At 64.8% G+C, this 23,535-nt stretch carries 16 protein-coding genes; 4 read left to right on the forward strand and 12 right to left on the reverse strand.

Annotated elements, in window-relative coordinates; all coding sequences use genetic code 11:
* Positions 1-9 precede the first annotated feature (9 nt).
* The 3 genes from KFO72_RS03525 to KFO72_RS03535 are packed head-to-tail and all read left to right on the forward strand — an operon-like array spanning position 10 to position 3,192.
* Positions 10-903, forward strand: coding sequence for an ABC transporter permease (locus tag KFO72_RS03525; protein ID WP_224101384.1), 894 nt, complete (start codon positions 10-12; stop codon positions 901-903).
* A gap of 23 nt (positions 904-926) precedes the next feature.
* Positions 927-1,784: an ABC transporter ATP-binding protein gene (locus tag KFO72_RS03530; RefSeq protein ID WP_054931293.1), complete on the forward strand. Its 858-nt coding sequence runs from the start codon at positions 927-929 to the stop codon at positions 1,782-1,784.
* Between the two features lie 37 nt (positions 1,785-1,821).
* Positions 1,822-3,192: an LLM class flavin-dependent oxidoreductase gene (locus KFO72_RS03535; protein WP_060609390.1), complete on the forward strand. Its 1,371-nt coding sequence runs from the start codon at positions 1,822-1,824 to the stop codon at positions 3,190-3,192.
* Positions 3,193-3,196: 4 nt separating this feature from the next.
* Here the strand turns inward: KFO72_RS03535 and KFO72_RS03540 are convergent, their stop codons facing one another.
* The 12 genes from KFO72_RS03540 to KFO72_RS03595 all read right to left on the reverse strand — a co-directional run bounded on the left by KFO72_RS03540 (position 3,197) and on the right by KFO72_RS03595 (position 22,475).
* Positions 3,197-3,778, reverse strand: a complete 582-nt coding sequence (locus KFO72_RS03540) for a c-type cytochrome (protein ID WP_060609393.1) — start codon at positions 3,776-3,778, stop codon at positions 3,197-3,199.
* Positions 3,771-5,048: a sulfite dehydrogenase gene (gene soxC / locus KFO72_RS03545; RefSeq protein WP_062918731.1), complete on the reverse strand. Its 1,278-nt coding sequence runs from the start codon at positions 5,046-5,048 to the stop codon at positions 3,771-3,773. The genes KFO72_RS03540 and soxC overlap by 8 nt, the downstream gene beginning before the upstream one ends.
* Complete coding sequence (locus tag KFO72_RS03550) at positions 5,026-5,766, reverse strand: amino acid ABC transporter permease (RefSeq protein ID WP_225031402.1); 741 nt, start codon at positions 5,764-5,766, stop codon at positions 5,026-5,028. The genes soxC and KFO72_RS03550 overlap by 23 nt, the downstream gene beginning before the upstream one ends.
* On the reverse strand, positions 5,763-6,494 hold the full coding sequence (locus KFO72_RS03555; RefSeq protein ID WP_225031403.1) for an amino acid ABC transporter permease: 732 nt from the start codon (positions 6,492-6,494) through the stop codon (positions 5,763-5,765). The genes KFO72_RS03550 and KFO72_RS03555 overlap by 4 nt, the downstream gene beginning before the upstream one ends.
* Before the next feature lie 7 nt (positions 6,495-6,501).
* Positions 6,502-7,320 carry an ABC transporter substrate-binding protein gene (locus KFO72_RS03560; RefSeq protein ID WP_035992597.1) on the reverse strand — a complete coding sequence of 273 codons (819 nt, stop codon included), beginning with the start codon at positions 7,318-7,320 and terminating at the stop codon, positions 6,502-6,504.
* A gap of 162 nt (positions 7,321-7,482) precedes the next feature.
* Entirely contained in the window at positions 7,483-8,985 is a 1,503-nt protein-coding gene (locus tag KFO72_RS03565) for an efflux transporter outer membrane subunit (RefSeq protein WP_225031404.1), read from the reverse strand.
* Entirely contained in the window at positions 8,982-12,086 is a 3,105-nt protein-coding gene (locus KFO72_RS03570; protein ID WP_225031405.1) for an efflux RND transporter permease subunit, read from the reverse strand. The genes KFO72_RS03565 and KFO72_RS03570 overlap by 4 nt, the downstream gene beginning before the upstream one ends.
* A 3-nt stretch (positions 12,087-12,089) precedes the next feature.
* On the reverse strand, positions 12,090-15,218 hold the full coding sequence (locus KFO72_RS03575; protein ID WP_225031406.1) for an efflux RND transporter permease subunit: 3,129 nt from the start codon (positions 15,216-15,218) through the stop codon (positions 12,090-12,092).
* Between the two features lie 27 nt (positions 15,219-15,245).
* A complete protein-coding gene (locus KFO72_RS03580; RefSeq protein ID WP_225031407.1) occupies positions 15,246-16,409 on the reverse strand; it encodes an efflux RND transporter periplasmic adaptor subunit in 1,164 nt (387 codons plus the stop codon).
* A gap of 168 nt (positions 16,410-16,577) precedes the next feature.
* Entirely contained in the window at positions 16,578-18,098 is a 1,521-nt protein-coding gene (locus KFO72_RS03585; RefSeq protein ID WP_225031408.1) for an efflux transporter outer membrane subunit, read from the reverse strand.
* A gap of 10 nt (positions 18,099-18,108) precedes the next feature.
* Positions 18,109-21,267: an efflux RND transporter permease subunit gene (locus KFO72_RS03590; protein WP_225031409.1), complete on the reverse strand. Its 3,159-nt coding sequence runs from the start codon at positions 21,265-21,267 to the stop codon at positions 18,109-18,111.
* 14 nt (positions 21,268-21,281) lie between these two features.
* The gene (locus tag KFO72_RS03595; RefSeq protein WP_412101755.1) at positions 21,282-22,475 is read right to left on the reverse strand and encodes an efflux RND transporter periplasmic adaptor subunit; all 1,194 of its coding nucleotides are present in this window, start codon (positions 22,473-22,475) and stop codon (positions 21,282-21,284) included.
* A 274-nt stretch (positions 22,476-22,749) separates the two neighbouring features.
* Between KFO72_RS03595 and KFO72_RS03600 the strand changes: the two genes are divergently transcribed.
* Positions 22,750-23,394 (forward strand): TetR family transcriptional regulator, encoded by a 645-nt coding sequence (locus tag KFO72_RS03600; protein WP_054931304.1) that lies wholly within the window; start codon positions 22,750-22,752, stop codon positions 23,392-23,394.
* Positions 23,395-23,535 lie beyond the last annotated feature (141 nt).

Here is a 23,535-nt window from a genome sequence, read left to right on the forward strand (position 1 = left end):
ACACACGTCATGCCTTCCACCCGTCCGCTTTCAGGTCTTTTTTCGCAGCGCAAATCCAGCCGTCCGCCGCCGTGCAGTTGCGACGCACCCGTCAAGCCCGAGCGTCAGTCCGCACTCAAACCGCGTCTGTCCGCGTTCAACTGGCGCGGCCTCGTGCTGCCGCTCGCAGCGTTTGCGTTGTGGTGGATCGTGTCGTCGTTGCATCTCGTCAAGAGCGGCTTGCTCGTCAGCCCGGTCGATGTCGCGCGCACCGCGTGGCAGCAGGTTCAGAGCGGCGCGCTGCTGCGCGCGCTGTCGGCTTCGCTTGCGCGTGAAGCGAGCGGCTTCGTGATCGGCACGGCGGGCGGCCTGCTGCTCGGCGCGGCGCTCGGCTTCTCGCGCGTCGCGACGCGCCTGATCGGTCCGACCTTCGACACCTTCAAGCAGATCTCGCTGTTCGCGTGGATACCGCTGATCTCCGTGTGGTTCGGTCTCGGCGATATGGCGAAGGTCGTGTTCCTGTCGCTGGCCGCGCTGCTGCCCGTCGCCGCGCATACGTGCGACGGCATCCACGCCGTGTCGCCGCGCTATGTGGAAGTCGCGCGCGCGTTTCGCTATTCGCGCCTGCAAATGGCGCGCTTCGTGATTCTGCCCGCCGCGCTGCCGTCGATTTTCACGGGCATCTATCTCGCCCTGATCTACTCGTGGCTCGCGACGCTCGGCGCCGAATACCTGCTGGTTGCGGGCAGCGGCATCGGCAATACGCTGATCGACGGCAGCGAGCAGTTCAGGATGGATCTCGTGCTGTTCGGCATCATCGTCGTGGGCATCACGGGCTGGGCGCTCAACGCACTGGCACGCGGCGTCGAACGGCGCGTGCTCGCGCGGCGCAATGGCGCAACGCGCGCACGCGCCGCCGCATGACATCAACATTCAGGTAACGGCATATGACGACGACAGTCTCCGAAGGCATCCGCATTCGCAACGTCAGCAAACGCTACGCGCAACAGGACGAAGCGAACGGCACGCTGCTCGTGCTCGACGATATCTCGCTCGATATCGCGCAGGGCGAATTCGTCAGCGTGCTCGGCGCCAGCGGTTGCGGCAAGTCGACGCTGCTTCGGCTCGTCGCAGGGCTGGACCGCGACTTTCGCGGCGATATCAGCGTGGACGGCGAACGCGTGCGCGATACGTCGCTCGAGCGCGGCATCGTGTTCCAGGATCACCGCCTGTTCCCGTGGCTCACGGCCTCGCAGAACATTCTCGCCGCGTTGCGCAACGCACCGCTTACCACGCAGCAGAAGCGCGACGCCGTCGCCGGGCATGTTGCGCTGGTGGGCCTCGAAGGCTTCGAGCATGCGTATCCGCATCAGTTGTCGGGCGGCATGGCGCAGCGCGTCGCGATTGCCCGAGGACTCGTGAACCGGCCGCGCGTGCTATTGCTCGACGAACCGTTCGGCGCACTCGATGCATTGACGCGCGGCCGCCTGCAAAACGAATTGCAGCGCATCTGGCAACACGAACGGATCACGATGATTCTCGTCACGCACGACGTCGACGAAGCGATCTATCTCGGCGACCGCGTCGTGACGATGGCGCCGCGCCCCGGCCGCGTGAAGCGCATCGCTCACGTCGATCTGCCGCGCCCGCGCGAGCGCAGCGATGCGCGCTTCGTGCGGCTGCGCGAGCAGATTCTCGCCGACTTCACCGACCAGCCCGCGCCCGCCGATCACGACACGCCTGCCAACGGCCTGCGCGCGAACACGCCTGAGCCGCGCATCACGGAATGGCGCCTTGCGTGGTGAAGCCCGATTTCTTTCGACGTCGATCAAGGAAACTACAGTGAGCGAAGCACGACAACACCAGCGACAGATCAGCCTCGGCGCGTTCCTGATGGAGACGGGACATCACATCGCCGCATGGCGCCACCCCGACACGCACGCGACGGGCGGCCTCGACTTCGCGCACTACGCGCAGCTTGCGCAGATCGCCGAACGCGCGAAGTTCGACGCGATCTTTTTCGCCGACAGCGTCAGCGTGCGCGACACGCACCTGCCTTCGCTGTCGCGCACGGCCCGCGCCGATCACTTCGAGCCGCTGACGCTGCTGTCCGCGCTCTCCGTCGTGACTTCGCATATTGGTCTCGTCGCCACGGTATCCACGACGTTCAACGAGCCGTACAACGTCGCGCGCAAGTTCGCGTCCCTGGATCATCTGAGCGGCGGTCGCTCCGGCTGGAATCTCGTCACGTCCAGCACGGAGACGGAAGCGCACAACTTCGGCTTCGACAGACATCCCGACCACGCGCTGCGCTACGAGCGCGCGAAGGAATTCCACGACGTGGTGACGGGCCTGTGGGATAGCTGGGACGACGACGCGTTCCTGCGCGACAAGGCGAGCGGCGTCTACTTCGATCCCGGCAAGGTGCACGTGCTCGACTATCGCGGCAAGCATTTCAAGGTGCGCGGGCCGTTGAACGTCGCGCGCTCGCCGCAGGGACGGCCCGTCGTGATTCAGGCGGGCGCATCCGATGCGGGCAAGGAACTCGCTGCGCAAACGGCCGAAGTGATCTTCGTCGCGCATCAGACACTCGACGAAGCGAAGCATTTCTATCGCGACGTGAAAGGGCGGCTCGCGCGCTATGGACGCGAGCCGGAGCATCTGAAGATCATGCCCGGCATCTTTCCTGTTGTCGGCAGGACGCAGCAGGAAGCGCAAGACAAGTTCGACGCGTTGCAGGACCTGATTCATCCGGTTGTCGGCTTGCAGTTGCTGTCGAACATGTCGGGCGGTGTCGATCTGTCGAAGTACGACGTCGACGGGCCTGTGCCGGAACTGCCGGAAACCAATGGCGGCAAGAGCCGGCAACGGCTTCTGCTCGACCTCGCGCGCCGCGACAATCTGTCGATACGCCAGCTCTATCTGCGCATCGCGGGCGCGCGCGGACATCAGCAGGTGATCGGCACGCCGCAGAGCATCGCGGATCAGTTGCAGCAATGGTTCGAAGAGGAAGGCGCCGACGGCTTCAACATCATGTCGCCGTGGCTGCCCGGCGGACTGAGCGAGTTTGCCGAACTGGTCGTACCCGAGTTGCAGCGGCGCGGACTGTTTCGCACCGAGTACGCGGGCCGCACGCTGCGCGATCATCTAGGACTGCCGCGTCCGGAGAACCCGTTCTCGGCCCAACCCGCGCAACTCGCGCAGACGGCTTGAGCAACTAGAGACGGCCCGGTCGCGGATCAGGTACAAAACCATCGCGATTGGGCATGCGAACCGATGCCAGCGAATGCGCATCGAGACGCGCATCGTCGGACACGATGCCGTTCTGGTTCAGAATCCACGCGCTCACCGCATAGACTTCATCGGCGCTGAGCGATTGCGGCGCGTTGTACGGCATCGCGCGGCGGATGTAGTCGAACAGCGTCGTCGCATACGGCCAGTAGCTGCCTACCGTGCGCTTCGGGTTCGCCGAGGTAAGCGTGCCCTGCCCGCCAATCAGCTGGTCGCCGATCAGCCCTTCCCCCTTCGCACCGTGGCACGCGGCGCATTTGGCCGCGAAGACTTTGCCGCCCATCGCGACGTCGCCGCTGCCGGGAGGCAGACCGTGGCCATCGGGCGCGACGTCGATATTCCATGCGGCGATATCGGCGTCGCTGACAGGCGTGCCGATCGCATCGGCGGATTTGCGCAGATCGGCGTTCAACGCTGGCCGTTGCGCATCATGCGAGGCCGTCAACGAAGTCGAGCACGCGGCCAGCGACGCGCACAGCAAAGACGCCCGAAACATGGACTTAAGCATTTTTCACGCTTCCGTCGGCGCCGATGCGCCATTGGTGAATGCCGTTGTAGTGATAGTTCGAGTTCAATCCGCGCGCCTGCACGAGCGCCTCGCGCGTTGGCTGCACATAGCCGGTCGAATCGGTGGCGCGCGACAGAATCGCCGTTGGCTCGCCGTTCCAGACCCAGCCCGATTGAAAGCGCGTCAACGCCCGATCCCGCGGCGTGTCGTCGAGCGCCGCGTCCTGCCACGTCTTGCCGCCATCCGTCGATACTTCGACCCGGCGAATCGCGCCGCGTCCCGACCACGCGAGACCGACAATCGGATAAAAGCCGTGCACCGTCAGCTTTTGCCCTGACGACGGCCGCGTAATCACCGACTTCGCATCCATTTCGAACACGAACTGCCGCGCACGCCCATCCGGCAATAGCCCCGTGTATTTGGACGTTTCCTCGCGCGTCTCCAGCGGCGCATCGACTATCTTCAACCGCCGCAGCCACTTTACGTTCGTGTTGCCTTCGAAGCCCGGCACGAGTAGCCGCAGCGGATAGCCATTCTCGGGCCGCAGACGCTCGCCGTTTTGCGCGTAGACGACGAGCGCCCGGTCGAGAATCCGGTCGAGCGGCAGGCTGCGCGTCATCGCGGCGGCGTCGGCGCCTTCGGCAAGCAGCCATTTCGGCGCGCGGCCGTCCTGCGCGGCGGCAAGTCCGCCCGTCGCTTCGAGCAAGGTCGAAAGACGCACGCCCGTCCATTCGCAACAGGACAGCAGCCCGTGCGTGATCTGCACGGGCAGGCCGCTCGGGCCTTTCCATTCGCTCCCCGTGTTGCCCGAGCATTCCAGGAAATGAATGCGCGACTCGGACGGCAGACGCAGCAGATCGTCCATCGTAAAGAGCTTCGGCTCACGCACCAGGCCATGCACGACGAGACGATGCGCGTCCGGGTCGATATCCGGCACGCCAGAATGATGACGCTCGTACACGAGCCCGTTCGGCGTGATCGTGCCGTGCAGGTCGGCGAGCGGCGTGAGGGAAGAGGCTGCGCCCGGCATCGGCCATGCGCGCGCCGCGCGGCGCACCACGTTCGCTTCGCGCGGCGACGGCTGCCCATACGGATGATCGAGGATCGGCGCGCCAGGCGTTTGCGACCACGGATCGACGTTCAGCGGGCGCAACAGCGTCGCCGCCTTCACGCCGGGCGCGACCAGCGCGGAAAGCGCCAGCCCGCCGAGCATCCGGCGACGCGGTAACACGGGAGCGGTCTTGGGTTCAGGAATCGGCGGATTGGACATGGGAGAACCGGGTGATTCGCGAGTGCGCGCGGGCGGCATTGCGGCGCCGCCCGGCGTCGAGGAGGCGCGTTGCGAAAAATTGCAGCGCGGAACACAGCAGCAGATAAACCAGACCGACGAACAGGAATATCTGCACGGGATAAACCATCAGCCGGTTATTGACCTGATTGGCGAGAAACGTGAACTCAGGCACGCCGACGATATACGCAAGTGACGTGTCTTTGATCAGCGACACCCACTGGTTCACGAACGACGGCGTCATGATCCGCACGGCCTGCGGCAACAGCACATGGCGCAACGCCTGCCAGCGCGTCAGGCCCAGCGACAGGGCCGCCTGCTCCTGCCCCGCGCGGACGGCGGCAATGCCTGCCTGCACCGAATGCGACAGGTACGCGCCGCCGATCAGCGCCAGTGCGCACACAACGGTTGCGAGTCCGGGCACGTCGACGTGCAGCAGCATCGGCATCAGAAAGAACGTCCAGAAGATCAGCATCAGGACGGGAATCGCGCGGAAAAAGCCGACCACTGCAGTGAGCGCGAGATGCGCCGCGCCGTGCGTCATCGACAGTGCAATGCCGCCCGCCAGCCCGACGATAGCGGACAGCAACGCCGACACCACCGACATCACCAGCGTCAACGCCGCCCCGCCGAGCGGGCCATTCGGAAACGTGCCGAGCAACAGATAGCGCAGTGTGGGCAGCCAGTCGATCGCGCTCATGCTGCGCCTCGCTGCCACGCGTGCGCGCTGCGGCGCTTCCATAGAAGCAAGCCGACTTCGATCGCCGCGATGGTCGCGATATAGAGGACGGTCGCGGCGCCGAACGCCTGGAAAGTCTTGAACGTTTCCGTATCGACTTGCCGCGACGTGTACGACAGTTCCGCGAGACCGATCGCCATCGTCAGCGACGAGTTCTTCACGATGTTCATGTATTGCCCCGCAAGCGGCGGCGTCGCGATGCGGATCGCCTGCGGCAGGATCACGTAGCGAAACGTGCCGAGCGGCGCCAGTCCCAATGCGGCCGCCGCCTGGTACTGCCCCTCCTTGACGCCGCGCATGCCCGCGCGAAACTCTTCACCGACGAACGTCGTCGCGTAGCACGTCAGCCCGATCCAGCCCGCGACGAACTCGAACGGCGGCCAGGCAAGCGTGAAGCGCCACAAGGAAAGCGTATGCGGAGTGTTGAGCCATTCCATCCAGCTTTGGGGGAGCAGCGTCGCCGCGCCGAAGTACCAGAACAGCAACTGCACGAGCAACGGCGAGTTGCGGAAGACGAGCACATACAGCGCAGCAAGGCGCGCAGCGAAGCCGTTACGCGCATTGCGCGCCATCGCAAGCGCGAAGCCCAGCACCGTTGCCGACACGATCACGCATGCCGACAACAGCAAGGTCATCTCGAAGCCGTGCGCGAGCCACCCGACGTACTTCGGTTCCAGCCAGCTGTTCATGCGCCGTTCAGCTCTTCTGCGGATCGCCGATCTTGAACAGACGCGGCAACGGCGCGCGGCTGGCCGGGCCGAACCACTGATCGTAGATCTTGCCCGCCGTGCCGTTCGCTTCGAGTCCCTTGAGCGTGTCATCGACCACGTTCAACAGACGCGTCTCGCCCTTCGGCACGCCCACGCCTTCGTAGTCGTTGGAAATCGTGAACGGCGAGATTTCGTAATTCGCCTTGTCCGGCACGTTCGCCAGCAGCGCAACGAGCTTCGGCCCGTCCTGCGTGATCGCCTGCACGTTGCCCGTGCGCAGCGCGGCGAATGCGAACGGCGTGTCGTCGTAGGCGACGATGGTCGCGCCCGGGAATTGCGCGCGAACCTGTTGCTCGTTCGTGGTGCCCTTATCGGCGCCGACGCGCAGGCTGTTCAGTTGCTGCGGCGTTTTCAGCACGCCCTTCTTCGCGATGAACTGCGTGCCCGATGCAAAATACGGCGTGCTGAAATCGACTTCTTTCTTGCGCTCGTCGGTGATCGTGAAGTTCGCGAACACCAGATCGACCTTGCCCGACTTCAGGAACGCAATGCGGTTGGCAGGATTGGTCGGCTGGATTTCGAGCTTCACGCCGAGTTTGTCCGCGACGGCGCGCGCGTAATCGACATCGAGTCCAACAATCTGATTGTTCTTCGGATCGACGAAGCCGAACGGCGGATTGCTGTCGAACGTCGCGACGCGCAGCACGCCTGCCTTCTTGATGTCGTCGAGACGGTCGGCGTGGGCCGCACTGGAAGCGGCGAGCATCAACCCCATGATGACAGCGCCAGCGAATCGGATTTTCATGGTAAAGACCTTCTGATAGTTATGCGTGTAGCGGCGTGCAACGGCTCATCGCCGCTATCGATGATGAGCCGCGACTGTAGCAACGCCCGCGCGCGCGACGAACCAATAAATCGTCACGAGCAAAGCCGTACACGTCATATGCGCCGTTTCCGGCGCGCGTCGCTATTCAGAAGGTGCCTTTGCGGTGTTGAGCGTCCCCACGTCGCCGTCCCAGCCGCCGCCCAATGCTTTCACCAGCATGACGGCGTTCTGTAGCGCAGTGCTGCTGTAATCGAGCGCGATCTTGCGGTCCTGTACTTGCGTCAATTGCGTATCGAGCACGTCGATGCGGCTCGACGTCCCCGCCGCGAAATTGCGCTGCTGGCTGGCCGCGAGTTCGCCGCTGCGCTGCGCGACCTCGTTCGACGCCGCCGCCTGGCGCGTTGCGATCTGCACTGCGCTCAGATAGTCTTCGACGTCCTGGAACGCGCTCAGCACCGTCTGTCGGTAAGCGGCGACTTCCTGGTCGTAGTTGGCGCGCGCGGCGCGGACCGATGCGCTCGTCGCGCCCGCGTCGAAGACCTTTTGCGCGACGTCGAATCCAAGCGACCAGAACCGGGTCGGCAGCGAGATCAGATGCGCGAGCGAGGTGCCGCTCCAGCCGCCGTCGGCGGAAAGCGTGATGGTCGGAAAATAGCCCGCCTTCGCCACGCCGATCTTCGCGTTGTACTGCGCGACCGTGCGCTCGGCCTGCACGACATCCGGCCGCCGCTGCAACAGGGCGGACGGCAGCGAAACGGGCAGCGCAGGCAGGTCGAACCGGTAGTCCGCCTGAACCGGCAACGAAAACGCCGCAGGCGCTTCGCCGACCAGCACGGCAATCGCATGTTCATACTGACGGCGCGTGAGTTGCGCGCTCGCGATGCTTTCGTCGATCGCCTGCAGCGTGTTGTGTGCGGTGCGCACATCGTCATACGACGACACGCCGTGCTTATACTTCGCTTCCGTCAGCGCCAGCAGTTCCGCGTCGATGCGGCGTTCCTGGTCGAGGATCGCGAGATCGGCGTCGGCGGCCCGCACGGTGAAATAGTCGACGGCCAGCGTCGCGAGCACGCTCAGGCGTTCGCCTGCCAGTTGCGCATCCGAAGCCTGGACGCTCGCCTCGCTCGCTTCCACGGAGCGTCGCACGCTGCCCCACAAATCCGGCTCCCAGCTGGCCTCCAGTTCCGCCGACACGCTCTTCGACGCATAGCTGCTGACGGTTCCGCTCGACGACAGCTGGGTCGTGCTGCCGCTGCCCGAGCGCGTGCCCGAGCCCGCGAAGGAAACGGTCGGAAACAGACTCGCGCGCGCCGACGCCACCTGCGCGCGCGCGGAGCGATAGGCGGCTTCATACTGCGCGAGCGTCTGGTTCGCCTTCAATGCGCGCTCGCACAGATCGTCGAGCGTCTGGTCGCCGAACATCGTCCACCAGCGGCTGTCGAGCGAGGCCGCCGGATCGGGCTGCGCCTGTTGCCAGATTCCGTTCGCGTCGGGGCTGCTCATTTCCTTGAAGGCGGCGGGCACGGCAACGTCGGGCTTTTTGTAGTCGGGACCGACCGCGCAGCCGGCGCACAGTGCGGCAATGGCGGCAGCCACGATCGTTCGATGCGCACGCCGCATCGTGCGCGTTGCTCTGTCCATCATGATGGGTTTCCGTTACGTGAGGCGCGCCGGCCGTTGAAGCGGTCGAGCCAGAGATAGATCACGGGCGTCGTGAAGAGCGTCAGCAACTGGCTGACCATCAGGCCGCCGAAAATCGCGACGCCGAGCGGATGACGAAACTCATGCCCATAGCCCGAACTGACGATCAGCGGCACGGCGCCGAACAGCGCGGCGAGCGTCGTCATCATGATCGGCCGGAAGCGCGTGAGGCACGCCTGATAGATCGACTCTTCCGCGCTCGCGCCTTGTTCCCGTTCGTAAGTGACGGCGAAATCGACCATCATGATCGCGTTCTTCTTCACAATGCCGATCAGCAGCACGATGCCGATCAAGGCGATGATCGTCAGCTCGTAGCCGCATACGTAGAGAGCGATGAGGGCGCCCAGGCCCGCTGAAGGCAGCGTCGAGAGAATCGTCAGCGGATGAACGAGGTTCTCGTACAGAATGCCGAGCGCGATATACACGGCAATCAGCGCGCCGATGATCAGCAGCAGTTCGCTGCCGCCCGACTGCTGCATCATCGCGCCCTGCCCCGCGAAGGCGGGCAAGATCGTGTTCGGCAGATTCAGCGACGCGACGGCCGACTGGATAGCCGCATTGGCATCGCTCATCGTCACGCCTTCGCGCAGGTTGTACGACAGCGTGACAGCGGGAAACTGGTTGTCGTGCGCAATGGTGACGGGCGCGTGCGACAGCGTGCGCGTGGCGAGCGCGGACAAGGGCACGAGCGTTGCGCTGGTTGACGAAGACGCGCTGGCCGTCGCGGCCGTGCTGGTCGCGTTCGTGGCAGGCACGTACAGCGTGTCCAGCGTCTTCGGGTCTTGCCAGTACTGCGGCGCGACTTCCATCACCACGTGATACTGGTTGGCCGGGCCGTAGATCGTCGCGATCTGACGCTGGCTGAACGCATCGTTCAACGCATCGTCGACTGCTTCGAACGGCACGCCGAGACGCGCCGCCGCGTCGCGATTCACCTGCAGCATCATCGAAAGACTCGCGCTCTGCACATCGGCATTCACGTCGCGCAGTTGCGGCAGCGAGCGCAGCTTTGCTTCGATGCGCGGCATCCAGGTATCCAGTTCGTCCTGATTCTCCGCCGTGACCGTGTACTGGAACTGAGCCGAGCTTTGCCGCGCGCCGAACATCAGATCCTGCGCGGATTGCATCAACAAGCGCACGCCGGGAATGTCGGCCGTACGGCGGCTCAGGTCGGCGATCACCTGATCGGCGCTGTGCTTGCGCTCCGACAGCGGCTTGAGCGTAATAAACATCATGCTGTTGCTCACCGCATTGCGCCCGCCGACGTAGCCCGACACCGATTGCACATCCGGGTTCTGCAGGATGCGCCTGTTGATCTCGTCGAACTTCTGCTTCATCGCCTGGAACGAGATGCTTTGCGACGCCTGAACATTGCCCATCAGCCGCCCCGTGTCCTCGATCGGGAAAAAGCCCTTCGGCATGACGGCAACCACGCCGACATTGGCGAACAGCAACAACACGGTGACGGCAAGCATCGTCTTCGGATGACGCAGCGCCCAGCGCAGACTGCGCCCGTATGCGCGTTCCACACGCGGCCCCAGCGCGCCTTCACGCGGCTGGTGCGGCACAGGGCGCAACAATAGACGCCCGAGCGTCGGCGCGAGCGTCAGTGAAATGACCATTGAAATCAGAATCGCAATGGCAAGCGACACCGAAAACTCGCGGAACAGCCGCCCAACGAGGCCGCTCATCATAATGAGCGGCAGAAACACGACCACCAGAGATACACTGATCGTCAGCACGGTGAAGCCGACTTCGCGGGTGCCGTCGAGTGCGGCGGCAAGCGGCGACTTGCCCTGATCCAGATGCCGCATGATGTTTTCGACGACCACGATCGCGTCGTCGACCACGAAGCCCGTCGAGATCGTCAGCGCCATCAGCGACAGGTTGTTCAGGCTGTAGCCGAGGAAATACATTGCGGTGAACGTGCCCGCGAGCGCGAGCGGCACCGTGATGGCGGGAATCAGCGTGCTGCGCCAGTCGCGGAAAAACGCGTATGAGACGGCCGTCACCAGCAGCACGGCCGCCAGCAGCGAGACTTCGACATCGAACACCGATGAACGGATCGTCTGCGTGCCGTCCAGCACGACGTTCAGCTTGACCGTCGACGGCAGGCTCGCGGCGAGTTGCGGCAGCGTGGCGCGAATCGCGTCGACGGTCTCGATCACGTTCGCGTTCGGCTGCTTCGAGACGATCAGCAGCACCGCCGGCTTGCCGTTCGCGAGGCCGTAGTTGCGCAGGTCTTCCGTCGACTTCACCACTTGCGCGACATCCGTGACATGCACCACCGTGCCGTCGTGCGTGCGGATCACGAGCGGCTTGTAGTCGGCGGGTTCCATGAGCTGATCGTTCGCGCCCAGCACATAGTGCTGGCCGTTCATGCTGACGGCGCCCTTCGGCAGATCGACGGTGGCGTTCGCCAATGCGGTGCGCACGGAGTCGAGCGCGATGCCATAGCGGCTCAACTGATCGGGGTTCAGTTCGACGCGCACCGCGGGCAGCGCGCCGCCGCCCACGGTCACATCGCCGACGCCCTCCACCTGCAGCAGCTTCTGTTGCAGCACCGAAGAAGCGTAGTCGTACATCTGCCCGACGCCCACCGTATCCGACGTCAGCCCGACGATCAACACGGGCGCGGCGGCGGGATTCATCTTGCGATAGGTCGGCGTTTGCGTGAGCGTCGTGGGCAGATTGCTGCGCGCGGCGTTGATGGCCGCCTGCACGTCGCGCGCGGCGCCGTCGATGTCGCGGTTCAGATCGAACTGCAACACGATCTGCGACGAGCCCGACGAGCTTTGCGAGGTCATCTGCGTGAGGCCCGCAATCGAGCCGAACGCGCGTTCGAGCGGCGCCGTCACGGTCTTGGCAACCGTGTCGGGATTCGCGCCCGACAACGTCGCGCTGACCATCACGACAGGAAAGTCCACCGACGGCAACGCCGCGACGGGCAGCAGCCGGAACGCGACGATGCCGAACAGCGCGAGACCGATCGCAAGCAGCATCGTGCCGACGGGACGGCGAATGAACGGAGCGGACAGATTCATGCTTCAGCTCGCGTTCGCATCGCTGGACGGCGTGATCGCGGCGCGCGTCGCGAGACGATGCAGCGCGAGGAAGATCACGGGCGTCGAGAACAGCGTAAGCAACTGGCTCACCACCAGCCCGCCGATGATCGCGATGCCGAGCGGCTGCCGCAATTCGTGGCCCATGCCCGTGCCGAGCGCGAGCGGCAGCGCGCCGAACAGCGACGCGCAGGTCGTCATCAGGATCGGCCGGAAGCGCAGTTCGCACGCGCGGCGCATCGCATCATGCGCGGTGAGGCCGAGCGTGCGTTCCTGTTCGAGCGCGAAGTCGACCATCATGATCGCGTTCTTCATCACGATGCCGACCAGCAGCACGATGCCGATCAAACCGATGATGTCCAGCTCGCCGCCGCAGAACAACAGCGCCGCGAGCGCGCCGCACGCGGCGGAAGGCAGCGTCGAGAGTATCGTCAGCGGATGGATCAGGCTTTCGTACAGAATGCCGAGCAGGATATACACGGCGATCAGCGCGCCCACCAGCAACAAGGCTTCATTGCCGAGCGACGTGCTGTAAAGCTGCGCCGCGCCTTCGAAGTTCATCTGCACGCTGGCGGGCGGTTTCAGCTTCGCTTCGATCGCTTCGATACGGTCGATGGCCGTGCCGAGCGTCACGCCATCCGCGAGATTGAACGACACGTCCGCGTACGGGAACTGTGCTTGCCGTTGAATCGTCAGAGGTGCAGCGCCGACGGCAGCCGTTGCGATGCTCGACAGCGGCGAGAGCGATGACGATGTGCTGGTCGAGGACGAGGTGGAAGAAGCAGTCGATGAAGCGCTAGTCGTGCCCACATACAAACCGTCGAGCAACGCCAGCGGCGACTCGCCGACCAGCCGCACGTCCGCGCCCAGCGTCACGTGATACTGGTTCACGTGCGTATAGATAGTCGAAATCTGCCTGTCGCCGAATGCGTCGTACAGCGCGTTGTCGATGTCCTGCGCGGTGAGGCCGAGCCGCGACGCTGTCGCGCGGTCGAAGTCGAACTTCAGCACGTTGCCCTGCTGTTGCGCCTGGCTTTGCACGTCGGTGAACATCGGATCGGCGCGCAAGGCGGCGAGCAAACGTTGCGTCCAATCGTCGAGTTCGGCGCGCTCGGTCGCCTGCACGCCGACGCGATAGCTGTTCGCGTTGATCTGATCGTCGAGCGTCAGGTCCTGCACGGGATGCAGATAGAGCTTGAGGTCCGCGCGCTGCGCCGCTTCGTGCGTGAGCCGTTGAATCACGGCGCGGCTCGAATCGCCGTCCTTCAGGCTGATGAGCATGCGGCCCTGGTTGATGGTCGGGTTGTTCTGGTCGATGCCGACGAAGGACGACACATTGGCCACCGCGCTATCGCTTGCGACGCGGCCGGCCAGCGTGCGCGTCGATGCCGCCATCCGCTCGAACGACGCGCGCGGCGAACCCAGCGAAATCCCTTCGATCAAGCCCGTGTCCTGCATCGGGAACAAGCCCTTCGGCAGCACCACGAACAACACGACGGTCAGCAGCGTGCTGACGGCAACCATCACAAGCACCGTCGGGCGATGCACGAACGCCCAGTCGAGCGCGCGCAGATAGCCGCGATTCAAACGCGCGAGCCAGTCCTTTGCGGCCGCGTCGCTGTCGCTCGCCGCGTGATCGGCGCGCAGCATGCGGGCGGCCATCATCGGCGTGAGCGTCAGCGAGACCCACGCGGAGATCACAATCGCAATCGCCAAGGTCAGCGCAAACTCGCGGAACAACCGGCCGATCACATCGGGCATGAAGAACAGCGGAATCAGCACGGCGACGAGCGCCACCGAGATCGACAGAATCGTGAAGCCGATCTGCCGTGCGCCTTTCAGCGCGGCGTCCAGAGGCGTCTCGCCGTTCTCGATGTGGCGCATCACGTTTTCGAGCATCACGATTGCGTCGTCGACCACGAAGCCCGTCGCCACGGTCAGCGCCATCAGCGTGAGGTTGTTGACGGAGAAGCCGAGCGCGTAAATGCCCGCCACCGTGCCGACCAGCGCGAACGGCACGGTCACGGCCGGAATCAGCGTGAATTCGAGCCGCCGCAGGAACACGAACACGACCATCACGACGAGCGCGATAGCCGCAGCCAGTTCCATCTTCACGTCATGCACGGAAGCGCGGATGGTCTGCGTGCGGTCGCTGAGCACGCTGATCTTCACGGTCGCGGGCAGCGACGCGCGCAGTTGCGGCAACAGCGCTTCGATCGCGTCCACGACTTCGATGACGTTCGCGCCCGGCTGCCGCTGCACGTTGATGATGATCGCGGGCGTCGCGCCGCTCCATGCAGCCTGGCGCGGATTTTCGGCCGTCTCCGAAATTTTCGCGACATCCGCGAGACGCACGGGTGCGCCGTTGCGATACGAGAGCACGAGGTCCTGGTAATCGGCAGCGGACGTGAGCTGGTCGTTCGCGTCGATCGTGAAGGCCTGCAGCGGACCGTCGATCGTCCCTTTCGCGCTGTTCACGTTGGCGTCGCCGACTGCCGTGCGCACGTCTTCGAGCGACAAACCCATCGCGTTCAAAGCCCGCGTATCCGTCTGCACGCGCACGGCAGGCCGCGCGCCGCCCGACAGCGTGACGAGCCCGACGCCCGACACCTGCGAGAGCTTTTGCGCAATGCGCGTATCCGTCAGGTCTTCGACACGCGTGAGCGGCAACGCATCGGACGTGACGGCGAGCGTCAGCACGGCTGTATCGGCGGGATTGACCTTGCTGTAGACGGGCGGATACGGCAGGTTGGTCGGCAGCGTGCTGTTCGCACTGTTGATCGCGGCCTGCACTTCCTGCTCGGCTTCGTCGAGATTCGTCGAGGTCTGAAACTGCAACGTGACGAGCGACACGCCGAGCGAACTCGTCGAGTTCATGCGCTTGAGCCCCGCCATCTGCCCGAACTGCTTTTCGAGCGGCGCGGTGACGGACGTGCTGATCACATCGGGCGATGCACCGGGATACTGGGTGTAGACCTGAATGGTCGGATAGTCGATTTCGGGCAACGCCGAAACCGGCATCAGCCGGTAGGCGATCAGGCCGATCAGCAGCAGGGCAAGCGTCATCAGGCCCGTCGCGACAGGACGGCGGATGAACGGGCGGGAAATATCCATCGGTATCTTTGGGTTCGCAAGCGCGCGTCAGGGGCGAACGATCTTCACGGCGCTGCCGTCGTCGAGCTTGTCCGCACCGTCCAGCACGATCGTGTCGCCCGCTTTCAGGCCGCCTTGCTCGATCACGGTCGTGTCGTTGTAGGCGACGCCCGCCGTCACGCGGCGCAGCGCGACCTTGCCTTCGCCCCGCTTCGCATCGGCGGCGGCGAGCGTCAGCACGAAATCGCCCGAGGCGCCGTGCTGGATCGCAACCGTCGGCACGGTCAACGCGTCGCGCAAGGTGCCGACCGTCATCCGCACGTTGACGAAGCGGTTCGGGAACAGCCGGCCGTCGCGGTTGGGCGCGCTGGCTTTCAGCTTGACCGTGCCCGTCGTCGTGTCGGCCTGGTTGTCGATGGCGGCGAGCGTCGCGTGATCGAGCACGGTGCGCTTGTCGCGCGCGAATACCTCGACGGGCAATGCGCCCTTGTCATGGAATGCGTCGACCACGTCGCCCATCTTGTCTTCGGGCAGCGCATAGACAACGGTGGTCGGCGAGTCGCTGGTGATCGTGGCGATGCCTGTCGTGTCGCTGGTCGTCACGTAGTTGCCGGCGTCGGTGGAAAGCAGGCCGATCGTGCCGTCCATCGGCGCAACGATCTCGCAGTAGCCGACCTGCACGCGCAGATTCGCCACGCTGCCCTGATCCGCCTTGACGGTGCCCTGATACTGGCGCAGCGTCGCGCGCTGCGTGTCGAGCGTCTGATGCGAAATCGAGCCGCCGTCGATCAGGCTTTCGTAACGCGTCAAATCGGCGCGCGCATTCGCGAGCAGCGCTTCATCGTGTTCGAGCGTGCCTTGCGCTTCGAGCAACTGCGCGCGCAGCGCGCGCGAATCGATCCGCGCGATCGGCTGGCCCGCTTTCACACGCTGGCCTTCTTTCACGAGCATCGCTTCGAGCGTGCCGTTGACCTGCGTTTTCACGGTGACGGTCGCGCGCGGCGTGACGGTGCCGAGCGCGTCGAGTTGCAGCGGCACGTCGGCACGCGTCACCGTGCCGATGGTGACAGGCGTGGCCTGCGCAACGGGATGCGGCGGCTTGTGGAACGCAGCGAACGCCTGCCAGACGACCACGCCCACAGCGACAACGCCTGCGGCGATCAACACACGACGGATTGGACGATTGAATTTCACGCGAAGATGGGTCGGCACTCGGGCCGCTCGACGGTTTGCCACACAAAGAACGACGCCACACGGGCGTCGCCGGAAAGCAGTTCGCCCGCCTCACGCGAGGACGGGCGGCTGCTCAGGAGATGACGGGGAATGTAGCAACGGGAAAGCGCGCCCAGGTTCAGCGCGCTTAGCAGATGTTTCAGCGCGTTACGGCTGCGCGGCGACGCGCGTGGGCGGCGGGGTCTGTGAGGCTTGCTGCGCGTAGGGTGCATCGGCGGAACGCGGTGTGTCACCCGTTCGCTCGATCCAGCCGCCGCCAAGATACTGATACAGATCGACGAGATTCGTGAGCCGGTTCAGCGACGCCGTAATCAGCGACTGCTGCGCCGAATACAGGTCGCTCTGTGCCGTCAGCACGTTCAGATAACTATCCACGCCATTGCGATACCGCAGATCCGACAGGTCATAGCGGCGCTGCTGCGACTCGACGTTCTCCTGCAACGCCTTGATCTGCCCGTCGTAGGTGCCGCGCGCCGCCAGCCCGTCGGACACTTCGCGGAATGCCGTCTGGATCGCCTTTTCGTACTGCGCGACGGCGACGTTCTTTTCGAGCTTCGCAAGATCGAGGTTCGCGCGGTTCTCGCCGCCCTTGAAGATCGGCACCGAAATCGTCGGCCCGAAGCTCCACGCCAACTGCCCGGGCTTGAACAACGAGCCGAGGCTCGCGCTCGCCGTGCCGAAGTCGCCCGTCAGCGAGATGCTCGGGAAGAACGCCGCGCGCGCCGCGCCGATATTCGCATTCGAGCCGATCAGCGTTGCCTCGGCTTCCATGATGTCGGGACGGCGCGCCAGCAGATCGGACGGCAGGCCCGCCGGAATATCCGCGAGCAGTTGCTGGCTCGCGAGCGGCAAGCCTTGCGGCAGGTCGGCAGGCAGCGGCGCGCCGACCAGCAGCACGAGCGCGTTCTCGGCCTGCGCGCGCGAGCGCTGCTGGCTTTCGTAGTTCGCCTGCGCCTGCTGCATCGTGCCCGCCGCTTCGCGCAGATCGAGTTCGGAGCCCGTGCCCGTGTCGTACTGGAGCTTCGTCAGTTCGTACGAACGGCGCGCCGTGTCGTAGGTGTTCTTCGTGCTTGCCAGCATTTCGTCGTAGGCGACGAGCGTCAGATATTGATCGGCGACCTGCGACACCAGCAGGATTTCTTCCGCCTTGCGCGCCTGCGCTGTCGAGAAGTACGTCTGCAAGGACTGCTCGGTGAGGCTGCGCACCTTGCCGAAGAAGTCGAGTTCCCACGAAGCGCTCGCCGCCACCTGATAGTCGGCGCTCACCGTCGCCTTGCCGACGTACGACAGGTCCTTCGGCGTGCGGCTGCGCGTGCCCGTGCCGTCGACCGAAAGCGACGGCATCAGATCGGCGCGTTGAATGCGGTATTGCGCGCGTGCTTCCTCGACCTTGAGCGCCGACACGCGCAAGTCGCGGTTGTTCTGCAGCGCGAGTTCGATCAGCCGTTGCAGGCGCGGATCGACGAAGAACTCGCGCCAGCCGATGTCGGTTGCGGCGTGATCGTTTGCCGTGCGGGTCGCCGTACCTTTACCGGGCTGGTTGTCGTAGACGCCGCCTTGCGGAAAGGTCGCCGCGACGGGCGCGGCCGGACGCTCATAGGTCGGCGCGAGCGTGCAGCCCGTCGCGAAGAGCGCGGCGGCGAGCGTCGTCAGTAGTGTTCTGTTCATATGCTTGTCCTTACTGGGCCGTTTCTTCTTCGACGTCGTGCTCGGTGCCATGCGGCGTCGAGCCGTCGCGCGAGAACTTCTCGCGGATCACGACGTAGAACATCGGGATCATGAAAACGGCGAGGAACGTGGCCGTCAGCATCCCGCCGATCACACCCGTGCCGATTGCGTGCTGGCTCGACGAACCCGCGCCGTTGCTGACGGCGAGCGGCAGCACGCCGAGCACGAACGCCAGCGACGTCATCAGGATGGGCCGCAGCCGCAGGCGCGCCGCTTCGAGCGCGGCCTGCACGGCCGTCATGCCTTCGTTGATCTGCAATTCGCGCGCAAACTCGACGATCAGAATCGCGTTCTTCGCCGACAAACCGACCGTGGTGAGCAAGCCGACCTGAAAGAACACGTCGTTTTCCAGCCCGCGCATCGTGACGGCGAGCAATGCGCCGATCACGCCGAGCGGCACGACGAGAATCACCGCGAACGGAATCGACCAGCTTTCGTACAGCGCGGCGAGACACAGGAACACGACGAGGATCGAGATGCCGTAGAGAATCGGCGCCTGCGAGCCCGACTGCCGTTCCTGGAACGACAGGCCTGTCCATTCGTAGCCGATGCCCTGCGGCAGCTTTGCGGCGAGCGCTTCCATCGCGGACATCGCCTGGCCCGTGCTCTTGCCTGCGGACGCCGCACCCTGGATCTCGACGGACGAAATGCCGTTGTAGCGTTCGAGCTTCGGCGAGCCGTAGGTCCAGTGTCCCGACGCCACCGACGTCAGCGGCATCATCGAACCCGAACTGCCGCGCACGTACCACTTGTTCATGTCTTCGGGCGTCATGCGGAACGGCGCGTCGCCTTGCAGATAGACCTTCTTGATCCGGCCATCGGTATCGAGGAAGTTGTTCACGTACGCCGACGCCCACGCAATCGAGAACGTCTGGTCGATGTCCGACACGGTCACGCCGAGCGCTTGCGCCTTCTCGCGGTCGATATCGACCTTGAACTGCGGCGTGTCGGACAGACCGTTCGGACGCACCAGCGCCAGCGACGGATCTTTCGCGGCCATCCCGAGCAACTGGTTGCGCGCGGCCATCAACGCGTCGTGGCCGAGGCCGGCGTTGTCGGTCAGTTCGAAGTCGAAGCCGGATGCCGTGCCGAGTTCGGGGATCGACGGCGGGTTCACTGCGAGCACCGTCGCTTCCTTGTACGACGCGTAGTGCCCGAATACGCGGCCCACCAGCGCCTGCACTTTCTGGTTCGCATGCTGGCGTTGCGAGTAGCCCTTCATCCGCACGAACGCGATGCCCGCGTTCTGGCCGCGGCCCGCAAAGCTGAAGCCGTTCACGGTAAAGACCGATTCGACGATGTCCTTTTCGTCGTTGAGCAGATAGTCGGTGACGTTCTTCAGCGCGCGTGCCGTGGTCTCCTGCGTCGAGCCGGGCGGCGTCTGCACGAGCACGAACATCGTGCCCTGATCCTCATCGGGCAGGAACGACTTCGGCAAGCGCATGAACAGGAAGCCGACGGCGACGATCACCGCGAGATACAGCACCAGCCAGCGGCCCGAGCGGCGAATCACATGCTGCACGCCCGAGTGATACTTGTCGCGGCCGTTGTCGAAGGTGCGGTTGAACCAGCCGAAGAAGCCCCTGGTCGTGCCGTGATGGCCTTTCGGGATCGGCTTGAGGATCGTCGCGCACAGCGCGGGCGTGAGCACCAGCGCAACCAGCACGGACAACACCATCGCCGCCACGATGGTCAGCGAGAACTGCCGGTAGATCGCGCCGACCGATCCGCCCGAGAACGCCACGGGGACGAACACGGCCGACAGCACCAGCGCCACGCCGACCAGCGCGCCCGTGATCTGGCCCATCGCCTTGCGGGTCGCTTCTCTCGGCGACAGCCCCTCCTCCGACATCACCCGCTCGACGTTTTCGACCACCACGATCGCATCGTCCACCAGCAGGCCGATGGCGAGCACGAGGCCGAACATCGACAGCGTATTGATCGATAAACCCGCCGCGCTCATGATCGCGAAGGTGCCGAGCAGCACTACGGGCACCGCGATGGTCGGAATCAGCGTGGCGCGCAGGTTCTGCAGGAACAGATACATCACGAGGAACACCAGCACGATGCCTTCGAGCAGCGTCTTCACCACTTCCTCGATCGACATCGTCACGAACGGCGTCGTGTCGTACGGATACTGCACGGCGAGACCGTGCGGGAAGTTCTTCGACAAGGCGTCGATCTTCGCGCGCACCAGCTTTGCCGTTTGCAGCGCGTTCGCGCCCGTTGCGAGCTGAATGCCGAAGCCCGCCGTCGGCTGGCCGTTGTACTTCGTGTCGAAGTTGTAGTTCTCGCCGCCCAGCTCGATGCGCGCGACGTCCTTGATGCGCACCTGCGAACCGTCCTGATTGACCTTCAGCAGCACGTTGCCGAACTGCTCCTGGGTTTGCAGCAAGGTCGCCTGCGTGATGGTCGCCTGCAAGACCTGGCCGGGCACGGAAGGCGTGCCGCCGAGCGAGCCCGCCGCGACCTGCACGTTCTGATTCGTCAGCGCGGTTTCCACGTCGACGGGCGTGAGGCTGTACTGGTTCAGCTTGTTCGCGTCGAGCCAGATACGCATCGCGAACTGCGAGCCGAACAGCTGCACGGTGCCGACGCCGTCGACGCGGCTGACGGGGTCTTCGACATGCGAAGCCACATAGTTCGCGAGGTCGTAGCGGTCCATGCTGCCGTCCGTCGAGACGAACGCCATCACCAGCAGGAAGCTGCTGCTCGACTTCGTCACCTTCGTGCCCTGCTGCTGCACGCTTTCGGGCAACAGCGGCGTCGCGAGCTGCAGCTTGTTCTGCACCTGCACCTGCGCGATGTCGGGATTGGTGCCCGCCGCGAAGGTCAGCGTGATCGTCGCGTTGCCGGAGTCGTCGCTCGACGACGACATGTAGAGCAGATGGTCGAGGCCGCTCATCTGCTGCTCGATCACCTGCGTGACGGTGTTTTCGACTGTTTTCGCCGATGCGCCGGGATACGTCGCGCTGATCTGCACAGCGGGCGGTGCGATGGTCGGATACTGTGCGACGGGTAGATTGAAGATCGAAGCGATGCCCGCGAGCATCAGGATGATCGCGATGACCCAGGCAAAAATGGGGCGGTCGATAAAGAACTTTGCCATCGAATGCGTCCTCGTTACTGCGCGCTGTGCGCGCCGGAGGCAGGCGCGGCGGCTGCCGTTTGCGCGGCGGCGGCTGCATCGGCGTTCGGCAGTTGCGCGTCGACCGTCTTCACGGTCATGCCGGGGTGCACCTTGTCGACGCCCTGCACGATCACGCGGTCGCCTGTTTGCAGGCCGCTCTCGACCACCCAGTTCGCGCCATACGTGCCCGACGTCACCAGTTGCCGCGTCGCGACCTTGCCGTCGGCGCCCACCACGAGCGCCGTCGGGTCACCCTTCTGGTCGTGCGTGACGCCCTGTTGCGGCACGACGTACGCCTGTTCGTTGATGCCTTCTTCGATCTTCGCGCGCACGTACATGCCCGGCAGCAACACACGCTGTGCGTTGTCGAACAGGGCGCGCACGGTGACGGAGCCCGTGGTCTGATCGACGGTGACGTCGGAGAATTCGAGCTTGCCCGTGCCGCCGTATGGACGGCCGTCTTCGAGAATCAGCGTCACTTTGGCCGCATTCGGGCCGCTCGTCTTGAGCCGCCCTTCCTGTGCGTCGCGGCGCAGCTTGAGGCCGACGAGGCTCGATTGCGTGAGGTCCACATAGACGGGATCGAGCTGCTGCACCGTGGCGAGCAGCGTGGCCGCGCTCGACTGCACATACGCGCCTTCCGTCACCGACGACTTGCCGATACGCCCCGAAATGGGCGAGGTCACGTCGGTATAGCCGAGATTGATCTGCGCCGTTTCGACGGCGGCCTTGCCCGATGCGACATCGGCGGCGGCCTGGCCTTCGGAGGCGACGGCGTTGTCGTAGTCCTGCTTGCTGATGGCGTTCGCCGCGACCAGCACCTTGTAGCGCTCGGCTTCCGCATGCGTCGATACGAGCGACGCCTGTGCCTTCGCGAGCGTCGCCTTCGCGCTGTTGAGCGAGGCGATATACGGCGCGGGATCGATCTTGTAGAGCGTCTGCCCCGCCTTGACCTCGCTGCCTTCCGTGAACGCGCGCTTCAGCACGATGCCGTCGACACGCGCCCGCACTTCAGCCACGAGATGCGCGCTCACGCGGCCGGGCAATTCGACGGTGACGGGCACGCCCGTCGGCTTGACGCTGACGACGCCGACTTCGGGCATCTGTTGAGGCGGCGCTGCGGGCTTGTCGCTGCATGCGGCGAGAAACGGGATCACAGCGGAGATCGCAGCCGTGGCCGCGAGCATACGAAAGTTACGGTTCTTTAATAGCGCTGGCATCGTACAAACTTGTTTGAATTGAACGGGGCCGGCGCGCAACGAGTGTTGATCCAACACGCACCGACACGATAAGGTCGTGACGATAGGGGTTGTTCGCCTTTCTCGGGTTACAGCCACCAGGCTGCCGTAAGACTTGTTAATCCAACGCGATGTCGCGCCGACTACGATGGCCGGGTGATTCACACGGTCGCTGCGCGGCTTCGCGTGCGCGGCGCCGAACGGCAGGAGAAAGGCACCCGTCATGGGACGAACGAAGCAACAGGCGCTCGACACGCGGGCGAGGATCATCGACGCCGCCGAGCGTGTGTTCTTCGTGCGCGGTTTTGCGCGCGCTGCGCTCGAAGACATTGCGTCGGAAGCGGGCGTGACGCGCGGCGCCGTCTACGGTCACTTCAGGAACAAGGAGGCCGTGTTTCAGGCGATCTACGAGTGCGCGGACATGCCGCTCGATCCATTCGTCGTACAGTCGTGCGAGCAGGACGCCGATCCGCTGCAGCATCTGCATGCGCAACTGCTGCAGCGCTTGCGCGACGCGTTGCATCTGCGGCGCGCGCGGCGTCTGTACAGCATCGCGCTGACCAAGTGCGAAGTGACGGCGGAAACGGCGGCCTTCTACGAGCGCGTCGCGATGGCGGCCTTGCGCGCCGAAGCGCAGATCGATGCGGCGCTACGGGCCGCGTCGCTGCGCGGACAGTTGCCGCCCGATCTCGACACGCGCGCGGCGGCCGGTTTCATCCACGCGGCATTGACCGGGTTTTTGCACAAGCGGCTGTTGATGTCGGCTGAACCGCGCGTCGATCTTGAAGCGGAGCAGACGCTTGTTTCGGCGCTAAGGTGCGTGGGCGCGAACACGACGTTTAAACCGTTCGAACCCGCCCGTGTTTGACCGCACGGCGTCGGGGACGACGGCCGGAATTCAGTTAAGACTTGGTAAGACTTGCTAAGTCCCCAGAACCGGGTTCGCACCGCGTTGCGCTATAGTCATACGCAACATCCGACACCCCGGCGGCAACGACGCTGCCCCGCC

Source organism: Paraburkholderia sp. XV, from assembly GCF_020177535.1.
In the GTDB taxonomy this organism is placed as follows: domain Bacteria; phylum Pseudomonadota; class Gammaproteobacteria; order Burkholderiales; family Burkholderiaceae; genus Paraburkholderia; species Paraburkholderia caribensis.

Coding starts and splice junctions, on each gene's coding strand:
- KFO72_RS03555 (WP_225031403.1), bottom strand. CDS start 6,494: ATGAACAGCTGGCTGGAACCGAAGTACGTCGGGTGGCTCGCGCACGGC.
- soxC (WP_062918731.1), bottom strand. CDS start 5,048: ATGTCCAATCCGCCGATTCCTGAACCCAAGACCGCTCCCGTGTTACCG.
- KFO72_RS03530 (WP_054931293.1), top strand. CDS start 927: ATGACGACGACAGTCTCCGAAGGCATCCGCATTCGCAACGTCAGCAAA.
- KFO72_RS03565 (WP_225031404.1), bottom strand. CDS start 8,985: ATGATGGACAGAGCAACGCGCACGATGCGGCGTGCGCATCGAACGATC.
- KFO72_RS03540 (WP_060609393.1), bottom strand. CDS start 3,778: ATGCTTAAGTCCATGTTTCGGGCGTCTTTGCTGTGCGCGTCGCTGGCC.
- KFO72_RS03570 (WP_225031405.1), bottom strand. CDS start 12,086: ATGAATCTGTCCGCTCCGTTCATTCGCCGTCCCGTCGGCACGATGCTG.
- KFO72_RS03560 (WP_035992597.1), bottom strand. CDS start 7,320: ATGAAAATCCGATTCGCTGGCGCTGTCATCATGGGGTTGATGCTCGCC.
- KFO72_RS03575 (WP_225031406.1), bottom strand. CDS start 15,218: ATGGATATTTCCCGCCCGTTCATCCGCCGTCCTGTCGCGACGGGCCTG.
- KFO72_RS03600 (WP_054931304.1), top strand. CDS start 22,750: ATGGGACGAACGAAGCAACAGGCGCTCGACACGCGGGCGAGGATCATC.
- KFO72_RS03550 (WP_225031402.1), bottom strand. CDS start 5,766: ATGAGCGCGATCGACTGGCTGCCCACACTGCGCTATCTGTTGCTCGGC.
- KFO72_RS03590 (WP_225031409.1), bottom strand. CDS start 21,267: ATGGCAAAGTTCTTTATCGACCGCCCCATTTTTGCCTGGGTCATCGCG.
- KFO72_RS03585 (WP_225031408.1), bottom strand. CDS start 18,098: ATGAACAGAACACTACTGACGACGCTCGCCGCCGCGCTCTTCGCGACG.
- KFO72_RS03595 (WP_412101755.1), bottom strand. CDS start 22,475: ATGCTCGCGGCCACGGCTGCGATCTCCGCTGTGATCCCGTTTCTCGCC.
- KFO72_RS03525 (WP_224101384.1), top strand. CDS start 10: ATGCCTTCCACCCGTCCGCTTTCAGGTCTTTTTTCGCAGCGCAAATCC.